The organism is Actinocorallia aurea (assembly GCF_054783995.1).
This window is the reverse complement of the sequence record NZ_BAAGPQ010000012.1, coordinates 827,964-849,773: the sequence shown is the minus strand read 5'-3', so window position 1 is coordinate 849,773 and position 21,810 is coordinate 827,964. Positions and strand designations below refer to the sequence as shown.

The following is a 21,810-nucleotide window of genomic DNA, read 5'->3' as shown; positions in this document are numbered from 1 at the left end:
GATTGCGAGAACCATACTCTCAACTAGGACGGAAAACCAGGCTTGATGAGCGTCCGCTCACTCCCTTAAATGGTTGCCACTCACCCCGAGGAGGACCGGTGCCACCCACGCCAAGACGGGCAAAGCTGCTCATCGACGGGAGGCTCGTCGAGACGGAAACGACGTTCTCGTCTTTGAACCCGGCGACCGGAGAGGTCGTCGGACACGCCCCCGACGCCACGGCCGCAGAAGCCGAGGCTGCCGTCGCGGCGGCCCGCCGAGCCTTCGACACGACGAACTGGTCCACCGACGCCGACCTGCGCGTCCGGTGCCTGAGGCAGCTCCACCAGGCGCTGCTCGACCACGCCGACGAACTGCGCGAGGTGCTCATCGCCGAGGCCGGCGCGCCCCGGATGACCACGCACGCCACCCAGCTCGACGAGCCCATCGGCATCGTCGCCTACTACGCCGACCTGCTCGGCACGTACCCGCTGAGCGAGGAGCTGGGCGTCGTCGAGACGCGCGGCCGCAAGCACCGGCGCTGGGTGGAGAAGGAGGCCGCGGGCGTCGTCGCCGCGATCGTCCCCTACAACTACCCGGTCCAGATCGCGCTGGCCAAGATCGCCCCGGCGCTCGCCGCGGGCTGCACCGTCGTGCTCAAGGGCGCCCCCGACACGCCGCTGGTCACCCAGGCGCTCGGCGAGCTGATCCACGACCACACCGACATCCCCGCGGGGGTCATCAACGTCCTGTCGTCCTCCGGCGCGGAGGCGGGCGAGGCGCTCACCACGCACCCCGACGTGGACATGGTGACGTTCACCGGCTCCACCCCGACGGGGCGGCGCATCATGGAGGCCGCCGCCAAGACCGTCAAGAAGACGTTCCTGGAGCTGGGCGGCAAGTCCGCGATGATCGTGCTCGACGACGCCGACGCGGGCCTGTGCGCGATGGCCTCGGCCTTCATGATCTGCAGCCACGCGGGCCAGGGCTGCGCGATCACCTCAAGGGTGCTCGTGCCGCGCGCGATGCACGACGCCTTCGTCGAGCAGGCCGCCGGATTCCTCCAGGGCATCAACTACGGCGACCCGAACGACGCCGCCACCTACATGGGCCCGCTCATCAGCGAGCGGCAGCGCGACAAGGTGCACGGCCTGGTCGAGCGGGCGGTCGCGGCGGGCGCGAAGCTCGTCACGGGCGGCGAGAAGGTCGACCCCGGCTGGTACTACAAGCCGACCCTGCTGACGAACGTCGCGCCCGACAGCGAGATCGCCCAGGAGGAGGTGTTCGGCCCCGTCCTCGTCGTCATCGCCTACGACGACGTGGACGAAGCCGTCCGCATCGCCAACGACTCGATCTACGGCCTGTCCGGCGCGGTCTTCGGCGCCGACGGCGAGCGCGCCATCGCCGTCGCCCGGCGCATCCGCACCGGGACGCTGAGCGTGAACGGCGGCTACTACTTCGGCGGCGACGCGTCCTTCGGCGGCTACAAGCAGTCCGGGCTGGGCCGTGAAGGCGGTGTGCCGGGCTTCGAGGAGTTCCTGGAGAGCAAGGTCTTCGCGGCGGTCGTCGGATGAGCGGGCCGCTCGCGGGGATCCGCGTCCTGGAAGTGGCGATGTACGGGTTCGTCCCCTCGGCCGGCGGAGTGCTCGCCGACTGGGGCGCCGACGTCGTCAAGGTCGAGCACGCCGTGCACGGCGACCCGCAGCGCGGGCTGCGCCAGACCGGCACGATGCGCGTCGAGGGCGATCCGAACCCGAACTTCGCGCACGCCAACCGGGGCAAGCGCAGCATCGGCATCGACATGTCGCACCCGGACGGCCGCGGGGTCGTCTACGAGATCGCGCGCACCTCCGACGTGTTCCTCACCAGCTTCCTGCCGGGCCACCGGACCAGGTTCGGCATCGACGTCGAGGACATCCGGGCCGTCAACCCGAAGATCATCTACGCCCGGGGCAGCGCCCTCGGCCCGCGCGGGCCGGAGGCCGCGCGCGGCGGCTACGACATGACGGCCTTCTGGTCGCGCGCCGGGACCGCCGCCAGCCTCACCCCGCCCGACGTGGAGGGGATGATCAGCCCTCCCGGCCCGGCCTACGGCGACACGATCTCCGGCACCAACCTCGCCGGGGGCATCGCCGCCGCGCTGGTGAAGCTCGGCAGGACGGGGGAGCCGTCCGTCGTCGACGTGTCCCTGCTCGGCAGCGGCGTGTGGGCGCTCGGCCACGGCATCGCCCTGTCCGCGCATCTCGGCGAGCCGATGGTCGCCGCCAAGACAGGCGTGCACGGCTCCCCGGCGAACCCGCTGACGGGCCTGTACCGCACCGCCGATGGCCGTTACCTGTCGCTGGTCATGCTCCAGGCGGAGAAGTTCTGGGCCGACGTGTGCCGGCACCTCGACCGTCCCGACCTCATCGACGACCCGCGCTTCGCCACGGGGGCCGACATCGCGGCCAACACCGGCCAGGCCGTCGAGATCCTGCGGGAGGTCGTCGCCACCCGCACCCTCGCGGAGTGGAGCGAGCGCTTCACGACGCTGTCCGGACCGTGGGCGCCCGTTCAGGACTCCTTCCAGGTCGTCTCCGACGGCCAGGTGCGGGCCAACGACTACCTCGTCGACACCGGTGAGCTGACGGTCGCCGCGAGCCCCGTGCAGTTCGACGTCGCGAGCCCCAAGGCCGGCCCGGCCCCGGAGTTCGCGGCGCAGACCGAGGAGGTGCTCCTCGAACTGGGGCTCACCTGGGAGCGCGTCATCGAGCTGAAGACGAAGGGCGCGATCACATGACGCCGCGGCGGCGCGGCCGGTGCTCCGGCGCCGGTCCGCGCCCCGCCCCGGGCTCAGGTCGCCGACGCCCGGGCGGCGAGGAACGCGGCGGCCGAGCGGGTGAGGTTCTCCCGCAGCTCGGCGGTGCCGGAGCGGACCCGCAGGTGGACGTCGACGCCCGATCGGGCGGCCCGTGCCGCGAACGAGATCGAGTCGTCCAGGAGCGGGTCGGTGCCCGCGGTCTGGAGCTGCACCGGCGGCAGCCCGTGGAGGTTGCCGAGCAGCGGGCTGAGCAGCGGGTCGGTCGGCGGCACGCGCCCTGCGTAGGCGAGGGTGCGGGCCCGCAGGTCCCGGAGGTCGAAGGCCGGGTCGGTCGCGCCGTTGAGGAGCAGGCTCTGCGCGTCGAGGCGCAGGTCGAGCAGCGCCGACAGCAGCACCGCGCAGTGCGGCAGGGGCGCGCCGTCGTCCCGCAGGCTGAGCAGCAGCGCGGCGGCGAGCCCGGCCCCCTCCAGCCGTCCCGCGAGTGCGACGGGGCCGCCGCGCGTCCGGCAGTGCCCGTAGGCGGCGCGGACGTCGTGCAGCGCGGCCGGGAACACGGGCCGGTACCGGGCGCAGAAGACCTCGGCCCCGGTGCGCGCCGCGAGGTCCTCGGCGAAGGCGAGCCCGGGTTCCGGCTCGCCCGCCAGGCTGCGGTCGCCGTGCAGGTAGAGGACGGTTCCGCCGAAACGCTCGTGGGGCACGACCGCCAGCCCGAGCCCGTGCGCCGACACCGAGGACTCACTGGCCATAGTTCATTCTCCAAATATGGATATGATGTTCTCGTACATGGAGAACATCATATCTACACCTGATCTGGTCCCCCAAAGGAGATCTCCATGCCTTCGCGCGAACTCCCGTATCCGCTGTTCGACGCCGACAACCACCTGTACGAGACCGAGGAGGCCCTGACGAAGTACCTGCCGGAGAAGTACAAGGGCGCCATCAAGTACGTGCAGGTCGATGGCCGGACGAAGATCGCCGTCCGCGGCCACATCAGCGAGTACATCCCGAACCCGACCTTCGAGGTCGTCGCCCGGCCCGGCGCGATGGAGGACTACTTCCGCGTCGGCAACCCCGAGGGCAAGAGCCGCCGCGAGCTCTTCGGCAAGCCGATGAGGTCCATCCCGGCGTTCCGCGAGCCCGCCCCGCGCCTGGAGCTGATGGACGAGCTGGGCATCGCGCAGACCCTCATGTTCCCGACGCTGGCGAGCCTCATCGAGGAGCGCATGCGCGACGACCCCGAGATGATCCACGCGGTCATCCACGCGCTCAACCAGTGGCTGCTGGAGACCTGGTCCTTCAACTACGAGGACCGCATCTTCACCACGCCCGTCATCAGCCTCCCGATCGTCGAGAAGGCCATCGAGGAGCTCGACTGGGTCGTCGCGAACGGCGCCCGCGCGGTCCTCATCCGCCCGGCTCCGGTGCCCGGCGTCCGCCACTCGCGCTCCTTCGGCCTGCCCGAGTTCGACCCCTTCTGGGAGCGCGTGGTCCACCACAACGTCCTCGTGGCCCTGCACTCCTCCGACTCCGGCTACAGCCGCTACCTCGCCGACTGGCAGGGCGTCGACCAGGAGATGCTGCCGTTCGTCCCGAACGCGTTCCGCGGCGTGTTCGAGTGGCGGCCGATCCAGGACGCGGTCGCCGCCCTCGCCTGCCACGGCGCCATCTCCCGGTTCCCCGAACTGAAGATCGCCGTCATCGAGAACGGCTCGGTGTGGGTCGGCCCGCTGCTCGACCAGCTCGCCAGCATCTACAAGAAGATGCCCGAGGCGTTCATCGAGGATCCGGTCGTCGCGGTGAAGCGCTGCATCCACGTCTCGCCCTTCTGGGAGGACGACATGGGCAGGCTCGCCGACACCATCGGCGTCGAGCGCGTCCTGTTCGGCTCGGACTACCCCCACCCCGAGGGCCTGGCCGACCCGATCACCTACGTGGACGAGCTGGCCGGCCTGTCCGAGGAGCACAAGGCGCTCATCATGGGCGGCAACCTCGCCAGGTTGATCTCCGCGTGACCCCGGCCACCATTCCCGAGATGGTGCTCGCCGCCGCGGACCGCTTCGGCGACGCCGAAGCGGTCGTGGACGGCCCCGTGCGGCTCGGCTTCGGCGATCTCGCGACCCGGGTCCGCGTGGCCGCGGGCGCGTTCGCGTCCGCAGGGGTGAACAAGGGCGACCGGGTCGCGATCTGGGCGCCCAACTCCGTCGAGTGGATCGTCGCCGCCTTCGGGGCGGTGACGGCGGGCGGGGTGCTGGTCCCGGTCAACACCAGGTTCCGGGCCGAGGAGGCCGCCGACGTCGTGACGCGCGGCGGGGCCCGCCTGCTGCTCGTCCAGGACGGCTTCCTCGGCCGGGACTACCCGGGACCGCCCGGCGTGCGGGTGGTGGACCTCAAGTCCGGGTTCCTCGACGGCGGCGCGGAGCTCACGCGCCCCGTCGAGGCCCGCGACCTCTGCGACATCGTCTTCACCTCGGGCACGACCGGCCGGCCCAAGGGCGTCCTGATGGACCACGGCCAGACCCTGCGCAAGTACCGTTCGTGGGGCGACAACGCGGGACTGCGCGAGGGCGACCGCTACCTGGTCGCCAGCCCGTTCTTCCACACGTTCGGCTACAAGGCGGGATGCGTGGCGTCCCTGCTGAAGGGCTGCGCGATCCTCCCGGTGCCCGTCTTCGACGTGGACCGGGTGCTCGAACTCGTCGAGCGCGAGAAGGTGACCGTGCTGCCCGGACCTCCGGCGGTCTACCACGGGCTGCTGGCGGCGCCCGGCGACCGCGCGGTCCGGGGCGGGCGCGACGTGTCCTCGCTGCGGGTCGCCGCGACCGGCGCCGCCGACATCCCCGCCGACCTCGTCCGCAGGATCCTGGCCGAACTGCCGTTCACCGAGATCACCACGGCCTACGGGCTCACCGAGGCGGGAACCGTCACCGCCTCCCGCCCCGGCGACGCCTTCGCCGACGTGGCGGGCACCGTCGGCACGCCCTGCGACGGCATGGAGGTGCGCCTGGCCGACGACGGCGAGGTGCTCGTGCGCGGCTACTCGGTCATGCGCGGCTACCTCGACGACCCTACGGCGACCGCCGAGGCGATCGGCCCGGACGGCTGGCTGCGCACCGGCGACCTCGGCGCGTTCGACGCTTCGGGACGCCTGCGCATCAAGGGCCGCAAGAAGGACATGTTCCTCGTCGGCGGGCTCAACGCCTACCCGGCCGAGATCGAGGGGTTCCTGATGGAGCACCCCGCGGTCGCCGAGGCCGCCGTCATCGGCGTTCCCGACGCGCGGCTCGGCGAGGTCGGCATGGCGTTCGTCGTGTCCCGCGCCCCCGTCACCGCCGCAGGCCTGCTCGCCTGGTGCAGGCGCCGGATGGCCGGCTACAAGGTGCCGCGCGCCGTGGAGTTCCGCACCGAGCTGCCGCGCAACGCCGCGGGCAAGGTCATGAAGGACGCCCTGCGCGGCGCCGCCGGCCTTCCCGCCCCAGCACACACGACAGAAGGAGAGACCATGAGGAGCCCGCTGGGCAGGACGCGGCGGAGGAAGCCGTGATCTTCGAGTTCGACGAGGACCAGCGGTTCTGGCAGGCGACGGTCCGCGAGGCCGTCGCCAAGGAGTGCCCGCCCGCGCTGGTCCGGAGCGTCGTGGACGCGGGCGTGGACCCCGCGCCCGTCTGGGCCGCCTACGCCCGGCACGGCTGGACCGAGCTGACCGAGCGCGGCGAGACCGTCGAGCTGGCGATCCTCCTGGAGGAGCTGGGCCGCGCGGTCGACCCGACGCCCTACCTCGCGACGATGACGCAGTTCGTCCCGTTCTTCCCGGAGACCGCGGCGCCCGGCCAGGCCGGAACCGCCGTGTTCGAGGGCGTCACCGCGACCGCCGACGGCGACGGCTGGCGGCTCGACGGCACGGCTCGGCACGTCCTGGACGGCGATCGCGCCGACTGGTTCGCGGTCGCCACCGACGCGGGCGTCTTCGCCGTCCCGGCGGCCCGCGCGGCGGCCGTGCGCGGCGAGGTCTTCGACCCGCTCCTGCACGTCGCCGAAGTCACCTTCGACGGCGTCCGCGTCGGCGAAGGCGACCGGAGCGCGGTCTCCGTGGAGAAGGCGCGCCCGCTGGCCGTCACGGGCGTCGCGCTCACCATGGTCGGCGCCTGCCAGCGCGTCCTCGACCTCGTGCTGGAGCACGTGAAGACCCGGCACCAGTTCGGCGTGCCCGTCGGGTCGTTCCAGGCCGTCAAGCACAAGGCCGCCGACATGCACGTGGCGATCGAGCGCGCGCGGGCCCTGGCCTATTACGCGGCCCTCGTCATCGCCGCCGACGGCGACCGTCCCGCGTTCGCCGCTTCGATGGCCAAGGCCGCGGCGGGGGAGTGCCAGGGGCTGGTGTTCCGGCACGGCTTCCAGCTGTTCGGGGCCATGGGCTACACGTGGGAGAACGACCTGCAGTTCGCGCTCAAGCGCGCCAAAGCCGGCGAGCTGCTGCTCGGCGGATCGGCGGAGCACCGGGCGCGCATAGTCGAGGAGCACCTGTGCGGCTGACTTTCGATTCCGAGGTGGAGGCCTTCCGGGCCGAGTTCGCGGCGTTCCTCGACGCGCACACCCCGACCGCCGAGGAGGCCGCCGAGCGGTCGCGGTCCAGCTCGCACGTGCCCGGGTGGGCGCGCGTCTGGCAGCGCAGGCTGTTCGACGAGGGCTGGCTGCTGCCCGGCAACACCCCCGAGTTCGGCGGCCGGAACGCGAGCATCATCCAGCAGTACGTCCACCTTGAGGAGCTGGCCAAGCGCCGGATCTACCACAGCTTCAACCCGCAGGGCCTCGGCATCGTGGCGGCCTCGCTGCTGTCGTTCGGCACCGAGGAGCAGAAGCGGCGCTGGGCGGTGCCGATCCTGCGCGCGCAGATCACCGCCTCGCTCGGCATGAGCGAGCCCGGCGCGGGCTCCGACCTGGCCGGGCTGCGCACCAGGGCCGTCCTGGACGGCGAGGAGTTCGTGGTGAACGGCCAGAAGGTCTGGACGTCCGGCGCGCACGACGCCGACGTCCTGCTGACGTTCGTGCGCACCGATCCCGACGTGCCCAAGCACAAGGGCATCAGCGTCCTCATCATCCCGACGGACCTGCCCGGCGTGACCCGCCGCCCGTTCGGCTCGATCGCGGGCAGGGACGACCTCGACTTCAACGAGGTCTTCTTCGAGGACGTCCGGGTACCGAAGGAGAACCTCCTCGGCCCGCTGAACGACGGCTGGCGCGTCGCGAACGGCTCACTCGGGCACGAACGCACCCTTCTGTGGCTGAGCTTCGCGGCCCGGCTCGAAGAGGAGATCCGCGACTTCAAGCCCGAGACCCCCCTCGACCGCGACTGGTACGCCACGCTCATCATGGACGCGCACGCGCTGCGCCTCATGGGCTCCGCGGCCCTCGCCAAGACCGCGCGCGGAGAGCAGGACGTCGCCGCCCTCTCGGTCCTGAAGGTGTTCGGCTCCGAGGCCGCGCAGAAGGCGCTGGAACGCATCCTGGACGCCCAGGGCGTCGAGGGACTCTACCCGACGCAGACCGCGCCGCTCGCCCCGCTGCACCTCGACGTGTTCACCACGTCCTGGTTCGAGCGCTACGCGCGCAGCTTCGGCGGCACCATCGCGGGCGGCACCTCGGAGATCCAGCGCACGATCATCGCCGAGCGCGTGCTCGGCCTCCCGAGAGCCTGAGGAGACTTCCCATGGGATACATCGAGTACGAGGTCGCCGACAGGATCGCGACCATCACCCTGAACCGCCCCGAGGCCGCCAACGCCCAGAACATGCAGCTTCTGGACGAGCTCGACGCGGCCTTCGCCCAGGGCGCGTCGGACGAGGACGTCGCCGTCGTCATCCTGCGCGCGAACGGCAAGCACTTCTCCGCGGGCCACGACCTGCGCAGCGGCACTCCCGCCCCGGAGAAGATCACCCTCGATCACATCTACGCGGCCGAGGCCCGCCGGTATCTGGAGTACTCGCTGCGCTGGCGCAACATCCCGAAGCCGACGATCGCGGCGGTGCAGGGCCGCTGCATCGCGGGCGCGCTGCTGCTGTGCTGGCCGTGCGACCTCATCGTGGCCGCCGACGACGCCCTGTTCTCCGATCCCGTCGTCACGATGGGCATCGGGGGAGTGGAGTACCACGGGCACACGTGGGAGCTGGGCGCGCGCAAGGCCAAGGAGATCCTGTTCACCGGCCGCCCCCTCACCGCCGAGGAGGCCGAGAAGGTCGGCATGGTGAACAAGGTCGTCGCCCGCGCCGACCTCGACGCCGAGACCCGCGCGCTGGCCGCCCAGATCGCCGAGATGCCCGCGTTCGGCCTCCGCCAGGCCAAGCGGGCGGTCAACCAGACCCTCGACGTCCAGGGCTTCTACGCGGCCATCCAGTCCGTCTTCGACGTGCACCAGACCGGCCACGGCAACGCGCTCAGCGTCGGCGGCTACCCGATCCTCGTCCGTCTCGAGGAGATGAAGACGAAGATCAAGTGAGGACGGCCCGCCGGGTCGGCGTCCGCGTTCGTGCGGACCGCGGGCAGCCGGTCGGCGGGCGTCGGGCGGTGGGCGGGGCTGGGCGCGAGGAGCGGCGCCCGCCCTGTCCGCCGCATGCCCGAGTGGGCTCTGACCTGCGGAAATACCCGCAGGATGGCATCGCTTCCGTCTTGACGGCGGTGACGCGGTTCCGCCATCGTGAAATGAGTGAGCGTTCGCGAACTTATGCCCGGTCGGCGGGCACCCGCGAGCGTGTCGCGGTTCCGTGCGCGCCCCCGGGCGCCCGCCCATCCCGGCTCTCAGGCGAGCCGGGACCACCTGCCATCGGGGGCCACATCTTGAGGAGCGACCCCGTGAGAAATCGAAAAGCAGCGGCGGCCTTGGCCGCCCTCGTCCTGGTCGTGAGCGGCTGCGGCCGCGACGGCTCCGGCGGCGCCGAGGAGGGCGGCGGCGGAAACGCCTCCGCCTCGGCCGTCGACTTCGGCACGCTCAAGGGCCTGTGCGGTCCGGGCGAGCAGAAGCTGGCGCCGGTCCAGGGCGTCACGGCCGACGAGATCAAGGTCGGCACGCTGACCGACCAGGGCTACGACAAGCGGGGCGACTACGCCGACGCGGCCAAGGTCTTCACCGCCTGGTGCAACGAGGCCGGCGGCATCAAGGGGCGCAAGCTCACCGCGACGGTCCGCGACGCCAAGCTGATGGAGGTCCGCCAGCGCATGCTGGAGGCCTGCCGGGAGGACTTCTTCCTCGTCGGCGGCGGCTCCGCGCTCGACGCGCTCGGCGTCAAGGACCGGCTGAGCTGCATGCTCCCGGCGTTCCCCGCCACGACCACCATGGTCGAGAACACGGGCTCGGACCTGCAGGTCTCCCCGTGGGGCGGCGCGTCCTACAGCAGGTACGCCGGCTACTTCACCTGGCTGCTCAAGGAGGCCTATCCGGGCTCCGCGGGCGCGGTCGGCAGCATCGTCGGCGACTCACCCGTGACGAAGGTGCTGAACGAGCAGGTCAAGGAGACCGTCGAGTTCGCCGGCGGCACGTTCTCCTACAGCGACACCTACCCGACCGCGGGCATCGCCGACTGGACGCCCTACGCGCAGGCGATCAAGAGCAAGAAGGTCAAGGGCCTGGTGTTCTACGGCAACTTCACCGACCTGGTGAAGCTGGAGCTGGCGCTGACGAACCTCGACTACAAGCTCGACTGGATCGACGCCAACGCCTACTCCTACGGCCCGTCGTTCCTGAAGCTCGCGGGCAAGGCGGTCGGGTTCCAGAACAACCTCGCCGACATCGGCGGCGTCCACCCGATCGAGAGCGCCTCCAGCAGCCCGGCCACCCAGCAGCTGGTCGACCTGTTCGGCAAGTACGCGCCGGGCCAGCCGGTCACGCTCGGCGCGGTGCGCGCGTTCGCGGCGTTCGTCCTGTTCGCCAAGGCGGCGGGCTCCTGCGGTGACGACCTCACCCGCAAGTGCGCTTACGAGGCGGCGTTGAAGGAGTCCGCGTGGACGGCCGGCGGGCTGCTCGCGCCGATCGACCTGAGCCAGATAGACGCCCCGCTCAAGTGCTTCAACGTCGAGCAGGCCACCCCCGACGGCTGGAAGCCCGCCGACTTCAAGCCGAACCAGGGCGCCTTCCGCTGCGACGCGCCCGAGTACAAGCTGACCCGGTCGTACGTGAAGCCGATGACGCTCGCCGACGTGGGCAGGTCCATGGCCGACCTCGAAACGCGGTAGCAGTCTCGCACCACCTGCGGGCCGGGCGCTTCGCGCTCGGCCCGCAGCGTGTGGAAATGAGGTTCTCTCTTTCGCATAAGAGGCTTGTCGCAAGGCGGATACGGCCTTATGTTGGGCCCGGTGCTCCCCGCCCGCGGCCCGGCCCGCCGCGGGTCCCACCCCGAGCCTTGGAGCCGCCATGCCGCATCCCCCGCACCTCCCGTCCGGCCGCGCGCCGCAGACCACCGAGCACCACGCGCGGGCCGTCGTCGTCGGCACGGGCTTCGGCGGCGGGGTCGCGGCGCTCCGGCTCGCCGAGGCGGGCGTTCGCACCCTCGTGCTGGAGCGCGGCGGGCGCTGGCCGACCGGCCCGAACGCGCGCACCTTCCCACGCGCCGAAGGCCTCGACGCGCGGGCGGGCTGGCTCACCGACCGCAGCACCACCCCCGGCGTCTTCACCCGCTGGAAGCCCTATACGGGCCTCGTCGAGACGCTGCGCGGACGCGGCACCGCCGTCAACTGCGCGGCAGGGGTCGGCGGCGGCTCGCTGCTCTCCCACGGCATGACCCTCCAGCCCGAAGAAGAGCACTTCGCCCAGTCCCTGCCGGACCTCGCCGACGCCTACGGCGAACTCGACCGGTGGGCCTACCCTGCCGTCGCGCGGATGCTCCGCCTTGCCGAGATCCCCGACGACGTCCTCGCCGCCGACGCCTACCGCTCGTCCCGGCTCTTCCTCCAGGCCGCCGAGAAGGCAGGCCTGGAGACGTTCCGGCTGCCCGTCCCCGTCGACTGGGACTACGTGCGGGGCGAACTCGAAGGCAGGTACGCGCCCACCTACACCACCGGCGACCTCGCCTACGGCGTGAACAACGGCGGCAAGCACTCGGTGGACGCCACCTACCTGGCCGCCGCCGAGGCCACCGGCCGCGTCACCGTCGAGAGCCTGCACCTCGTGCGCGACCTCGAACTCGACGCCCGGGGCCGCTGGCTGCTGCACGTCGACCTGCTCGGCACCGACGGCACGGTCCGCGAGCGCAAGCGGATCACCGCCGACGCGGTGCTCCTCGCCGCCGGATCGCCCGGCACCACCCGGCTCCTGGTGAAGGCCCGCGCCAAGGGCCTCGTGCCCGACCTGCCGGACGCCGTCGGCACCGGCTGGGGCACCAACGGCAACCGCGCCTGCGCCTGGGTCCAGATGGACGACGACCCGGGCCGCCCCCAGGGCGGCCCCTCCTGCGTCGGCGGACGCGATCCGCGCGCCCCGATCCCGTACACGGTCGTGCACGCGGGCTCGCCGATCCTGCCGCCGAGCCCGGCCCGGATGATGGCGCTCGCCGGATGCGGCATCGTCCGACCCGAAGGCGTCTGGACCTACGACTTGGAGGCCGACGACGCGGTCCTGACGTGGCCGAGATCGGCCGAGACCGAGGTCGCGAAGCTCATCGGCGAGCGGATGGACGCGTTCGCCGAGGCGGGCGGCGGCTTCGTCGCCGACACCTCCCCGGCCGAGCCCGCCACCTGGCACCCGCTCGGCGGCGTGCCCTTCGGCGGGGCCGTCGACAGGTACGGGCGGGTGCACGGCCACCGGGGCCTCTACGTGCTGGACGGCTCCCGCATCCCCGGCTCCACGGGCGCGTGCGGACCTGCCATGACGATCGCCGCGCTCGCCGAGCACAGCATGGCGGCGCTCGTCCGCACGGACCTCGGGGAGGTCTTCTGAGGTAGCCGGCGCCCGTCTCGGCAGTCCCGGGACCCGCCCTCGCACCGCCGCGCGCACGCCTTGAAGGCGCGGCGGCGCTGCCGCGTTCCAGGCCGCGCCGAGCGTCGCAAAGCCCGCTCCCACCAGGCTTTACGCGTTTCGCCAGCTGCCCGCCGCAGCTCCCTTGACGCCCTTTTTGGCGAATGCTAAGCATGTGCTCAGCGATGTTGTGCGCGTGCTCAGCAATCACCTCGCGCACCCCTCGGGCCGCTGGCCCGGACGAGCACAGCGAAGGAGGCAAGAGTGAGCGACAGCGGTCCGGCCGACCAGCTCACCGAAGAACGCCCGAGCCCCCCGGCCCCCGACACCGCCCCCCTCTCCGGGAGCCGGTACGCGGGCACGCGGGTCCGCCGCGTGGAGGACCGGAGGCTGCTCACCGGCCACGGCTCCTTCGTGGACGACGTGACCCGGCCCGGCCAGCTCCACGCGTGCTTCGTGCGCAGCCCCCTCGCCCGCGCCAGGATCGGCGCGATCGACGCCTCGGAGGCGCTCGCCCTCGACGGCGTCCACGCCGTCTACACCGCGGCCGACCTCAATCCGGCGGCCCGCGAAGCCTGGTACACCCTCATCGGCCAGGTCGAGGACGTGCCGAGGCCGCCGCTCGCCGAGGACGAGGTCCGCTTCGTCGGCGACCCCGTCGCCCTCGTCGTCGCCGAGGACCGGTACATCGCGGAGGACGCCGTCGACCTCGTCATCGTCGAGTACGATCCGCTGCCGCCCGTCGTGGACTACAAGACCGCGCGGGAATCGGGTGAGCTCGTCCACGCCGCCTACCCCGGCAACGTCGCGGTGGAGCTGGCGGGCCTGCCCGTGGAGTCCTTCCCGGTGTTCGAGGAGGCCGCCTACACGGCCCGAGAGACCATCTACCAGCAGGCGTACGCGGCCGTCCCCATCGAGACGCGCGGCCTGCTCGCCGAGTGGGAGCCCGCGACGGGCGAGCTGACGGTCTGGGCCGCCACCCAGTCGCCGCACGAGCTGCGCCTGTTCTGCGCCCGCCTCCTCGGCCTCGACGAGCACCGCGTCCGGGTCGTCATGCGCGACACCGGCGGCGGGTTCGGCCAGAAGGTGCTCCCGCAGCGCGAGGACATGGCCGTGCTGCTCGCCGCGATGCGCACGCCGGGCCCGCTCAAGTGGATCGAGGACCGCCGCGAGAACCTGCTGTCGGCCGGGCAGGCGCGGCACGACCACGCCGACGTGCGGATCGCCTTCGACGCCGACGGCACCATGCTGGCGACCGCGATCGACTTCGTGCAGGACGTCGGCGCCTATCCGATCCCGTACCCGATGAACACGTGCGCGGTCGTCGGCATCCTCTTCCCCGGCCCCTACCGCGTCCCGCAGGGCACGTTCGCGACCCGGGCGATGTTCTCCAACACCGTCGGGCGGACCGCCTACCGGGGGCCGTGGCAGTTCGAGTCCGTCGCCCGCGAGATGCTCCTGGACATCGCCGCGCGGGGCATGGGCCTGGATCCCGCAGACCTGCGCCGCAAGAACCTGCTGCGCCGCGAGGACCTGCCCTACACCAACCACAACGGCATGCCCTACAGCGACGTCACCCCGCTGGAGACGTTCGAGCAGGCCCTGGAGATCCTCGACTACGACGCCTTCCGCGCCGAGCAGGCCAAGGCCCGCGAGGAGGGCCGCTACCTGGGCGTCGGCACCTGCACCTACGTCGAGCCGACCACCGACAATCTCGGCCTGCACTCCACCGAGGGCGCGACGATCAGGATCGAGCCGTCCGGCAAGGTCAACGTCTACATGAGCGGCGGATCGACCGGCAACAGCCTGGAGACCGCGGCGGTCCAGCTCACCGCCGACGCGCTCGGCGTCGACATCGAGGACGTGGGCTCGATCCAGGGCGACACCGCGATCACGCCCTTCGGCGGCGGGACGGGCGGCAGCCGGTCGGGCTCGATGACGGCGGGGGCCGTCGAGGTCACCGCGGCGATCCTCCGCGAGAAGATCGCGCGGATCGCCGCGCACAGGCTGGATGCCTCGCCCGGCGACATCGAGATGGTGCGCGGCAGGGCCGGCGTGCGCGGCAAGCGCGACAAGGAGATCAGCCTCGCCGAGATCGCCGAGATCGCCTACTTCCAGTCCGACACCCTGCCGCCCGGAGTGACGCCCGGCCTTGAGGCCAGCGGACGGTACCGGGCCGAGGCCCCCGTCATCTGGGCCAACGCCACGCACCTGTGCACCTGCGAGGTCGACATCGAGACCGGCGCGGTCAAGCTGCTGCGCCACATCGTCAGCGAGGACTGCGGGCCGATGATCAACCCGACGATCGTCGAGGGCCAGATCGCCGGCGGCACCGTACAGGGCATCGGCGGCGCGCTGCTGGAGCACCTCGCCTACGACGAGGACGGCAACCCCGTCACCACCACGTTCATGGACTACCTGCTGCCCACCAGCACCGACGTGCCCGTCATCGAGTACGGCCACGTCGAGACGCCGGGCCCCGGCCCCGGCGGCTACAAGGGCGTCGGCGAAGGCGGCGCGATCGGCGCGCCGCCGGCCGTCGCCAACGCCGTGGCCGACGCCCTCGCCCCGCTCGGTGTCAAGCTCACCCGCCTTCCGCTCACCCCCGAATCGCTGGTCACCGCGATCCGCGACGCGTCCACCCCAGGAGAGAGATGAAACACCCCTACCGGGGCCGCGCGGCGGTGGCCGGATGAAGCCGCCGCCGCTGTCCTACCACGCGCCCGAGAGCGGCGCGGAGGCCGTCGCGCTGCTCGCCGAACTCGGCGACGAGGCCAAGGTGATCGCGGGCGGGCAGAGCCTCGTGCCGATGCTGGCGCTGCGCCTCGCGGTCTTCGGCCACCTCGTCGACCTGCGCCGCGTCGCGGGCGTGCGCGGCGTCGACAAGCGCGCGGACCGCGTCTGGATCGGCGCGGCCACCACCCAGGCCGAGGTCGGCAGGTCGAAGACCGTCGCCGCGGACGTGCCGCTGCTGGCCCGCGCCACCCCGCTCATCGGGCACTTCCAGATCCGCAACCGGGGCACCCTGGGCGGCTCGCTCGCGCACGCCGACGCGGCCGCCGAGTATCCGGCCGTCGCGCTCGCCCTCGACGCCGAACTGGAGACCCTGTCGCCGCGCGGCACCCGCATCCTGCGCGCGGCGGACTTCTTCCAGGGCATGTGGAGCACTCTCCTGGAAGAGGACGAGCTGCTCACCGGCGTCACCTTCCCCGTGCGCGGCCCGCGCAGCGGCTTCGCCGTCGAGGAGTTCGCCCGCCGCAGCGGCGACTTCGCCGTCGCGGGCGCGGCAGTCGCCGTCGAACTCGACGCGGCCGGCCGGATCGCGCGGTGCGGCATCGGGCTGTTCGGGCTCGGCGCGACCGCCCGGCGCGCGAGTGCGGCCGAGGCGGAGGCCACCGGGAAGGACGCCGCGGCGCTCACCGCGCAGGAGGTGGCCGAGGCAGCTCTGGCGGAACTGGAGTCCGTGCCCGCAGACCTGCACGCGTCGGCCGACTACCGCAGGCACATCGGCAGGGTCATGGTTGCGCGCGCCTGGGCGCGCGCGACCGCGGAAGCAGCGAACACAGCGGAGGCGGGCGATGTCTGACGTCGTGGAGATCCGGCTCAGGGTCAACGGCAGGGAGCGGCGCGGGCGCGTCCCCGCCCGGCTCACCCTCGCCGACTTCCTGCGCGAGCACTGCGGCCTCACCGGCACCCACCTGGGCTGCGAGCACGGAGTCTGCGGCTCGTGCACGGTCATGATGGACGGCGCGGCGGTCCGCGCCTGCCTGATGTTCGCCGCGCAGGCCGACGGGGCCGAACTCACCACCATCGAGGGGATCGCCGCCCCCGACGGCACCCTCTCACCCGTCCAGTGCGCGTTCCGCGATCACCACGGCCTCCAGTGCGGCTTCTGCACGCCGGGCTTCGTCGTCTCGGCCACCGCGTTCCTCAAAGAGACCCCCGACCCCTCCGACGACGAGATCCGCGAAGCCCTCTCCGGGAACCTGTGCCGCTGCACGGGCTACCAGGGCATCCTCAAGGCCGTCCGGGCGGCGGCCGACGAGCTGGCGGCCGAGGAGACCCGATGAAACTGCAGAACAGCCTCCGCATCCCCGTCTCCGCCGACGAGGCCTGGAAAGTGCTCCTCGACATCGAGCGGATCGCGCCATGCGTGCCCGGCGCGCAGCTCACCTCGCACGAGGGCGACACCTTCGGCGGGAAGGTGAAGGTCAAACTCGGACCGATCGGGCTCACCTACAGCGGCACCGTCGCGTTCGTCTCGCTCGATCCCGCCGCGCGTGTCGCCGTCCTGGAGGCGAGCGGGCGGGAGACGCGCGGCGGCGGCACCGCCAAGGCGACCGTCACGTGCGCCCTCACCGGCGACGGCGACGACACCGACGTGCTCATCGACACCGAACTCGCCATCACCGGCAAACCCGCCCAGTTCGGCCGCAGCACCCTCGCCGACGTCGCGACCTCCCTCATCGGCCAGTTCGCCGCGAACCTCGCGGCCCACCTCGCCGAGGCGCGGAGCGCCGCACCCGAGGCCGAGCGCGAGACCGCCGAGGCCGCGCCGGAGGACCTGCCGCCGCCACCCGCCCCGGTGGCCGCCCCTATCGACCTGCTCCAGCCCTCCGCGGGGCTGCTGCGCCACCTCGCCGCGCCCGGCGCCGCCGCGGCAGTCCTCGTCGTGCTGATCGCCCTCCTGCGCCGCCGCCGCACCCGCGGCTCCGCCTGACCGAGATCGCGGGCCACGAACGCCGTCCGGGGCCTGCGCGACGCGCCCGCCCAAGCCCCGGACGGCACCCCGAGCACGAACCCACCCCCCGAGAAGTGCCCCAGAGAAAGAGGAAGCGATGCCCGGACGACACGAAGGAAAGGTCGCGTTCATCACCGGCGCGGCACGCGGCCAGGGCCGCAGCCACGCCGTGCGGCTGGCCGAGGAGGGCGCCGACATCATCGCCGTCGACATCTGCAAGCAGATCGACAGCGTCCCCATCGCGATGTCGACGCCGGAGGACCTCCAGGAGACCGTCAAGCTCGTCGAAGGGCTCGGCCGGCGCATCCACGCCGTCGAGGCCGACGTGCGCGACCTCGACGCGCTCACCGACGCCGCGAGCGAGGGCGTCCGCCAGTTCGGCAGGCTCGACATCGTCATCGCCAACGCGGGCCTCGCCGCCTCCGGCGACGCGGTCGAGAAGATGGAGCCGAAGCACTGGCAGGACTCCGTCGACGTCAACCTGACGGGCGTCTGGCACACCGCGCGGGCCACCGTCCAGCACATCATCGACGGCGGGCGCGGCGGCTCGGTCGTGCTGACCAGTTCCGTCGGCGGCCTCAAGGCCCACCCGTTCATCGCCAACTACGTGTCCACCAAGCACGCCGTCGTCGGGCTCATGCGCACCATGGCCGTCGAGCTCGCCCCGCACAGCATCCGCGTCAACTCGGTGCACCCGACCCAGGTGAACACCCCGATGCTCATCAACGACATGACGTTCCGCATGTTCCGCCCCGACCTGGAGAACCCGACCGCCGAGGACATGGCGCCGATCTCCCAGATGATGAACGCGCTGCCCGTCCCGTGGGTCGAGGCCGTCGACATCAGCAACGCCATCGTCTTCCTCACCTCCGACGAAGGCCGGTACATCACCGGCGTCACCCTCCCGATCGACGCGGGCGCCATGCTCAAGTGACCCGCTGACGTCTTGTTCGGTGCCCCCTTCCGGCTTCCGGGAGGGGGCACGGTCGGAAGGAGGGCAAGGTGCGGGAGATCGCCGAACGGCTTCTCGCCTGGCACCGGGACGGCACCCGTTACGCGCTGGCCACGGTCATCGGCACCGGCGGGAGCGCACCGCGGCCGGCCGGCGCGGCGATGGCCGTCGCCGAGGACGGCGAAGCGGTCGGCGGGGTATCGGGCGGGTGCGTGGAGGGCGCGGTGTACGAGCTGTGCCGGGAAGTGCTGCGGACGGGGACCGCGGTCCGCGAACGGTTCGGCTACGCCGACGAGACCGCCTTCGCCGTCGGGCTGACGTGCGGGGGCACGGTCGAGGTGCTCGTGCAGCCTTCACCGCGGCCCGAGATCGTCGAAGCGGCCTCCGGTTCCGCACCGGTCGCCCTGGCGCACGTCCTCGACGCCTCCGGGGCGACCCTCGCCGTCTTGGCCGACGACCACCTCGGCACGACTGGCGACGCGGAGGCGGACGCCGCCATCGCCGCCGAGGCGCGGGCGATGCTGGAGCTGGGCGCCACGGGAGTCCGCGGCGTGCTGTGCCGTCCGGGCCTGGAGGTCTTCGTCGCCTCCTCCGCCGCCCGCCCCCGCCTCCTGGTCTTCGGCGCGATCGACCACGCCGCGGCCATGGCGACCCTCGGCGGCTTCCTCGGCTACCGCGTGACGGTCTGCGACGCCCGCCCCGTCTTCGCGACCGAGGCCAGGTTCCCCGACGCCCACGAGGTCGTCGTCGACTGGCCGCACCGCTACCTGGCCGCCGCCCCCGTCGACCCCCGCACGGCGATCGTCGTCCTCACCCACGACCCCAAGTTCGACCTCCCCCTCCTGGAAGTGGCCCTCCGCCTCCCCGTCGCCTACGTCGGCGCCATGGGCTCCCGCCGCACGCACGCCGACCGCCTGAACCGGCTCCGCGAAGCGGGCCTGACCCCCGCCGAACTCTCCCGCCTCCACTCACCGATCGGCCTCGACCTCGGCGGCCGCACCCCCGAGGAGACGGCCCTCGCCATCGCCGCCGAGATCACCGCGGTCCGCCACCACGCGACCGCCGCCCCCCTCCACACCACGACAGGCCCCCTCCACCAGCCGACGGCCTGAAGGTGTTCCGTACGGGGATGTGCTTGTGGGGGGCTCTCGAACCCCAAGGTGGCCCGGGGGTTTCGGGCTTTCCACTTCCGGGGCGTCCGCGGCCTGCGGTGCGGGGCGCTCGCGGACCGCAGGCCGCGGACGGTCAGGGCGTTTCCTTCTCGTCGTCGGTCTTGGTGGTGTCGGTGAGGGCGGTGTCGCTGTCGGAGGTGCTGGTCACGTTGCCCTCGGGGTCGGTGAGGGTGTCCTCGTCGGCGGGGAGGGTGATCATGGAGTCGACGCGCCAGGTGCCCTTCTCCTTGACGAGTTCCAGGAGGAGTTTGGAGCCCCGGACGCGGCGGACGCCCAGGGTGCTGGTGACCTCGGTGTCGAGGACGACGAGGGTCTTGGCGAGCTGGCCGTCGAGTTCGGAGAGGTAGATGTCGCGGATGGTGACCGTGGCGTCGGCCTGGTACTTGGTGATGATCTCCGACAGGGGGGCGAAGGCGGTGTCGTAGGTGCTGCCGAAGTCGGCGGACGACAGGGCGAGGATGCGGTCCTGGGCGGACGACATCTCGGTGTGCTTGTAGGCCATGAGGGCCTGGGCGAACTCGGCGGAGCGGGTCCGCACCTGCTGCTCGACCCGGTCCTGGGCGGCGAGGTCGCTCGCCGAACGCCACTGGATCCCGGCCGTCGCCACGGCGGCGAGGAACACCAGGACGAGGAGCGCGACGGTCAGCCGCCGGGACGGCGGTCCGGGCGCGCGGAGGCGGATCTCCCTGCGCGGCTTGGCCGGAGCCGCCTTCTCGGCGGCCCGGGCCCGCTTCTCGGCCGCCGCCTTCTCCGGCGCGGCGGCGACGTCCGCGGCGGACTCCGGCTCCGCCGGCGCGGCCTGAGCGCTCTCCTCCGCGATGTCCTCGGCCGCGTCGGGCGCGGCGGCGGTCTCCTCGGCCGCGTCCGGTTCGGCGCTGTCCGCCGGGGCCGGTCCTGCGGGGGAGAGGTCGGGGTCCGCGGAGGTCCTCGTCTTCATCATCTTCTCCTCGTCGAGTAGAGCTGGCGGGCGGTGTGGGCGGCGGTGCCGAGCAGGATCAGGCCTGCCGCGGCGATGAGCAGCCAGCGGGCCTTGAATCCGGACGGGTCGTGGGCGGAGTCTGCGGCTTCGGGACGGTTCGTCTCGAAGACCTGGTGCGGGTCGGTTCCAGCGGGATCGGCCACCTCGTCGCCGGACCCGGGCGACACGGTCGGCGAGGCCCCAGGGGTCTTCGCGCCCGAGGCCTGGTCGGTGCGGCAGGTGTAGACGGGCGGGACCTTGGCGTCCGGCAACGACTCGGCGTACTCCTCGGCGTTCGGCACGGGTCCGGCGACGCTGATCAGCGGGACCGCCCTGATGTAGGAGCCTTCCGGCCGGTTGTCGAGCACGTCGTTCACCATCTTGGGGAACACGTCGCGCAGATTGAGCAGGCCGTGTTCCAGCACCTCGGCGTTCTGCGCGGTGAATACCCGGGGGCCGGGTGTGCCCGCCGCGATGAGCAGGCAGCGGAGGCCCGGCCGGGAGTCGGCCAGCAGCCCGTTGACCTGTTCCAGGAATCCGGGCGCGCGGGTGAGGATCCCGTCGACCTCCTTGAGCGAGGTGCCGAGCGTCTCGGTGAAGGCGGCCAGGTCGTTCATGCCGGAGGCGAGCTGCGGCCCCTCGTCGGAGAGCGTGCCGGCCAGGGCCGTCAGCTGGACGGCGAGGGCGTCGAGCACCCCGGCGTGGTCGGCGACGGTCCCGGCGAGCCGGTCGAGGTCGGCGAGCGCGTCGTGCAGGTCCTGGCCGCGCCCGGACAGGCCGGTCGACAGCTCCCGGGTGATGACGCGCAGGTCGTCCGGGTCGACGGAGCGCAGCATCTTGCCCGCGCTGTCGAACAGCTCCTGGTACTCGACGGTCACCTCGGTGCGCGCGAGCGGGATGACGTCGCCGTCGCGGAGCCTCGGCCCGGCCTCGGTCGCGGGCGGCGCCAGCTCCACGTAGGGTTCGCCGACCGCCGACTTGCGCAGCACCGAGGCCGTCACCCCGGCGGGCAGCTCCGGCCCGGTGTCCAGCAGGAGCGTGACGCCGACCTTGCCGGGCTCCAGCCGCACCTTCTCGATGCTGCCGACGCGCACGCCCAGGTAGTCGACCTCCAGCCCGTCGCGCAGCCCGGGGGAGGAGGCGAACTCGGCCTCCACCCGCAGCGCGGGCGCGCCGAACCGGAGCGGCAGCAGCGTCAGCACCGCCCAAGCGATCATGACGGCCGCCAGCGCCGCGAAGACGGCGAGGTTCACAAGGATGCGGGGTCTCAT

18 protein-coding genes are annotated in these 21,810 nt (G+C 72.4%); 15 read left to right on the top strand and 3 right to left on the bottom strand.

All coding sequences use genetic code 11. The features are described from left to right. The first annotated feature begins 98 nt into the window (after nt 1-98). Both ACYVOM_RS16510 and ACYVOM_RS16505 read left to right on the top strand, forming a co-directional pair. The gene (locus tag ACYVOM_RS16510) at nt 99-1,553 is read left to right on the top strand and encodes an aldehyde dehydrogenase family protein (protein ID WP_460304249.1); all 1,455 of its coding nucleotides are present in this window, start codon (nt 99-101) and stop codon (nt 1,551-1,553) included. Beyond that, on the top strand, nt 1,550-2,758 hold the full coding sequence (locus ACYVOM_RS16505; RefSeq protein WP_460304248.1) for a CaiB/BaiF CoA transferase family protein: 1,209 nt from the start codon (nt 1,550-1,552) through the stop codon (nt 2,756-2,758). The genes ACYVOM_RS16510 and ACYVOM_RS16505 overlap by 4 nt, the downstream gene beginning before the upstream one ends. 53 nt (nt 2,759-2,811) lie before the next feature. On the opposite strand, the gene ACYVOM_RS16500 is transcribed toward ACYVOM_RS16505, so the two are convergent. Then, nucleotides 2,812-3,525, bottom strand: coding sequence for an alpha/beta hydrolase (locus ACYVOM_RS16500; RefSeq protein WP_460304247.1), 714 nt, complete (start codon nt 3,523-3,525; stop codon nt 2,812-2,814). 87 nt (nt 3,526-3,612) lie between these two features. Between ACYVOM_RS16500 and ACYVOM_RS16495 the strand changes: the two genes are divergently transcribed. The 13 genes from ACYVOM_RS16495 to ACYVOM_RS16435 all read left to right on the top strand — a co-directional run bounded on the left by ACYVOM_RS16495 (nt 3,613) and on the right by ACYVOM_RS16435 (nt 19,521). After that, on the top strand, nt 3,613-4,791 hold the full coding sequence (locus tag ACYVOM_RS16495) for an amidohydrolase family protein (protein ID WP_460304246.1): 1,179 nt from the start codon (nt 3,613-3,615) through the stop codon (nt 4,789-4,791). Continuing rightward, the gene (locus ACYVOM_RS16490) at nt 4,788-6,320 is read left to right on the top strand and encodes a FadD3 family acyl-CoA ligase (protein WP_460304245.1); all 1,533 of its coding nucleotides are present in this window, start codon (nt 4,788-4,790) and stop codon (nt 6,318-6,320) included. Before ACYVOM_RS16495 ends, ACYVOM_RS16490 begins: the two co-directional genes overlap by 4 nt. Next, on the top strand, nt 6,317-7,309 hold the full coding sequence (locus ACYVOM_RS16485) for an acyl-CoA dehydrogenase family protein (protein WP_460304244.1): 993 nt from the start codon (nt 6,317-6,319) through the stop codon (nt 7,307-7,309). Before ACYVOM_RS16490 ends, ACYVOM_RS16485 begins: the two co-directional genes overlap by 4 nt. Continuing rightward, complete coding sequence (locus ACYVOM_RS16480) at nt 7,300-8,472, top strand: acyl-CoA dehydrogenase family protein (RefSeq protein WP_460304243.1); 1,173 nt, start codon at nt 7,300-7,302, stop codon at nt 8,470-8,472. The genes ACYVOM_RS16485 and ACYVOM_RS16480 overlap by 10 nt, the downstream gene beginning before the upstream one ends. An 11-nt stretch (nt 8,473-8,483) precedes the next feature. Further along, nucleotides 8,484-9,269 (top strand): enoyl-CoA hydratase, encoded by a 786-nt coding sequence (locus ACYVOM_RS16475; RefSeq protein WP_460304242.1) that lies wholly within the window; start codon nt 8,484-8,486, stop codon nt 9,267-9,269. Between the two features lie 353 nt (nt 9,270-9,622). Further along, nucleotides 9,623-10,999, top strand: coding sequence for an ABC transporter substrate-binding protein (locus tag ACYVOM_RS16470; RefSeq protein WP_460304241.1), 1,377 nt, complete (start codon nt 9,623-9,625; stop codon nt 10,997-10,999). 178 nt (nt 11,000-11,177) lie between these two features. Further along, the gene (locus ACYVOM_RS16465) at nt 11,178-12,698 is read left to right on the top strand and encodes a GMC oxidoreductase (RefSeq protein ID WP_460304240.1); all 1,521 of its coding nucleotides are present in this window, start codon (nt 11,178-11,180) and stop codon (nt 12,696-12,698) included. A 282-nt stretch (nt 12,699-12,980) separates the two neighbouring features. Beyond that, nucleotides 12,981-15,374 (top strand): xanthine dehydrogenase family protein molybdopterin-binding subunit, encoded by a 2,394-nt coding sequence (locus tag ACYVOM_RS16460; RefSeq protein ID WP_460304239.1) that lies wholly within the window; start codon nt 12,981-12,983, stop codon nt 15,372-15,374. Nucleotides 15,375-15,408: 34 nt separating this feature from the next. Then, nucleotides 15,409-16,302, top strand: a complete 894-nt coding sequence (locus ACYVOM_RS16455; RefSeq protein WP_460304238.1) for an FAD binding domain-containing protein — start codon at nt 15,409-15,411, stop codon at nt 16,300-16,302. Continuing rightward, entirely contained in the window at nt 16,295-16,786 is a 492-nt protein-coding gene (locus tag ACYVOM_RS16450; RefSeq protein ID WP_460304237.1) for a (2Fe-2S)-binding protein, read from the top strand. Before ACYVOM_RS16455 ends, ACYVOM_RS16450 begins: the two co-directional genes overlap by 8 nt. Beyond that, a complete protein-coding gene (locus ACYVOM_RS16445; protein WP_460304236.1) occupies nt 16,783-17,436 on the top strand; it encodes an SRPBCC family protein in 654 nt (217 codons plus the stop codon). The genes ACYVOM_RS16450 and ACYVOM_RS16445 overlap by 4 nt, the downstream gene beginning before the upstream one ends. A 118-nt stretch (nt 17,437-17,554) precedes the next feature. Then, nucleotides 17,555-18,391, top strand: coding sequence for a mycofactocin-coupled SDR family oxidoreductase (locus ACYVOM_RS16440; RefSeq protein ID WP_460304235.1), 837 nt, complete (start codon nt 17,555-17,557; stop codon nt 18,389-18,391). 68 nt (nt 18,392-18,459) lie between these two features. After that, entirely contained in the window at nt 18,460-19,521 is a 1,062-nt protein-coding gene (locus ACYVOM_RS16435) for an XdhC family protein (protein ID WP_460304234.1), read from the top strand. A gap of 133 nt (nt 19,522-19,654) precedes the next feature. On the opposite strand, the gene ACYVOM_RS16430 is transcribed toward ACYVOM_RS16435, so the two are convergent. Together ACYVOM_RS16430 and ACYVOM_RS16425 are read right to left on the bottom strand one after the other, a co-directional pair. Next, entirely contained in the window at nt 19,655-20,518 is an 864-nt protein-coding gene (locus tag ACYVOM_RS16430) for a hypothetical protein (RefSeq protein ID WP_460304233.1), read from the bottom strand. Further along, nucleotides 20,518-21,810: an MCE family protein gene (locus ACYVOM_RS16425; protein WP_460304232.1), complete on the bottom strand. Its 1,293-nt coding sequence runs from the start codon at nt 21,808-21,810 to the stop codon at nt 20,518-20,520. The genes ACYVOM_RS16430 and ACYVOM_RS16425 overlap by 1 nt, the downstream gene beginning before the upstream one ends.

What these genes read in the sequence shown, in the direction of transcription:
- ACYVOM_RS16425 (WP_460304232.1), bottom strand. Translation starts at nt 21,810, where the DNA reads ATGAGACCCCGCATCCTTGTGAACCTCGCCGTCTTCGCGGCGCTGGCG.
- ACYVOM_RS16450 (WP_460304237.1), top strand. Translation starts at nt 16,295, where the DNA reads ATGTCTGACGTCGTGGAGATCCGGCTCAGGGTCAACGGCAGGGAGCGG.
- ACYVOM_RS16455 (WP_460304238.1), top strand. Translation starts at nt 15,409, where the DNA reads ATGAAGCCGCCGCCGCTGTCCTACCACGCGCCCGAGAGCGGCGCGGAG.
- ACYVOM_RS16445 (WP_460304236.1), top strand. Translation starts at nt 16,783, where the DNA reads ATGAAACTGCAGAACAGCCTCCGCATCCCCGTCTCCGCCGACGAGGCC.
- ACYVOM_RS16430 (WP_460304233.1), bottom strand. Translation starts at nt 20,518, where the DNA reads ATGAAGACGAGGACCTCCGCGGACCCCGACCTCTCCCCCGCAGGACCG.
- ACYVOM_RS16440 (WP_460304235.1), top strand. Translation starts at nt 17,555, where the DNA reads ATGCCCGGACGACACGAAGGAAAGGTCGCGTTCATCACCGGCGCGGCA.
- ACYVOM_RS16475 (WP_460304242.1), top strand. Translation starts at nt 8,484, where the DNA reads ATGGGATACATCGAGTACGAGGTCGCCGACAGGATCGCGACCATCACC.
- ACYVOM_RS16465 (WP_460304240.1), top strand. Translation starts at nt 11,178, where the DNA reads ATGCCGCATCCCCCGCACCTCCCGTCCGGCCGCGCGCCGCAGACCACC.
- ACYVOM_RS16505 (WP_460304248.1), top strand. Translation starts at nt 1,550, where the DNA reads ATGAGCGGGCCGCTCGCGGGGATCCGCGTCCTGGAAGTGGCGATGTAC.
- ACYVOM_RS16495 (WP_460304246.1), top strand. Translation starts at nt 3,613, where the DNA reads ATGCCTTCGCGCGAACTCCCGTATCCGCTGTTCGACGCCGACAACCAC.
- ACYVOM_RS16500 (WP_460304247.1), bottom strand. Translation starts at nt 3,525, where the DNA reads ATGGCCAGTGAGTCCTCGGTGTCGGCGCACGGGCTCGGGCTGGCGGTC.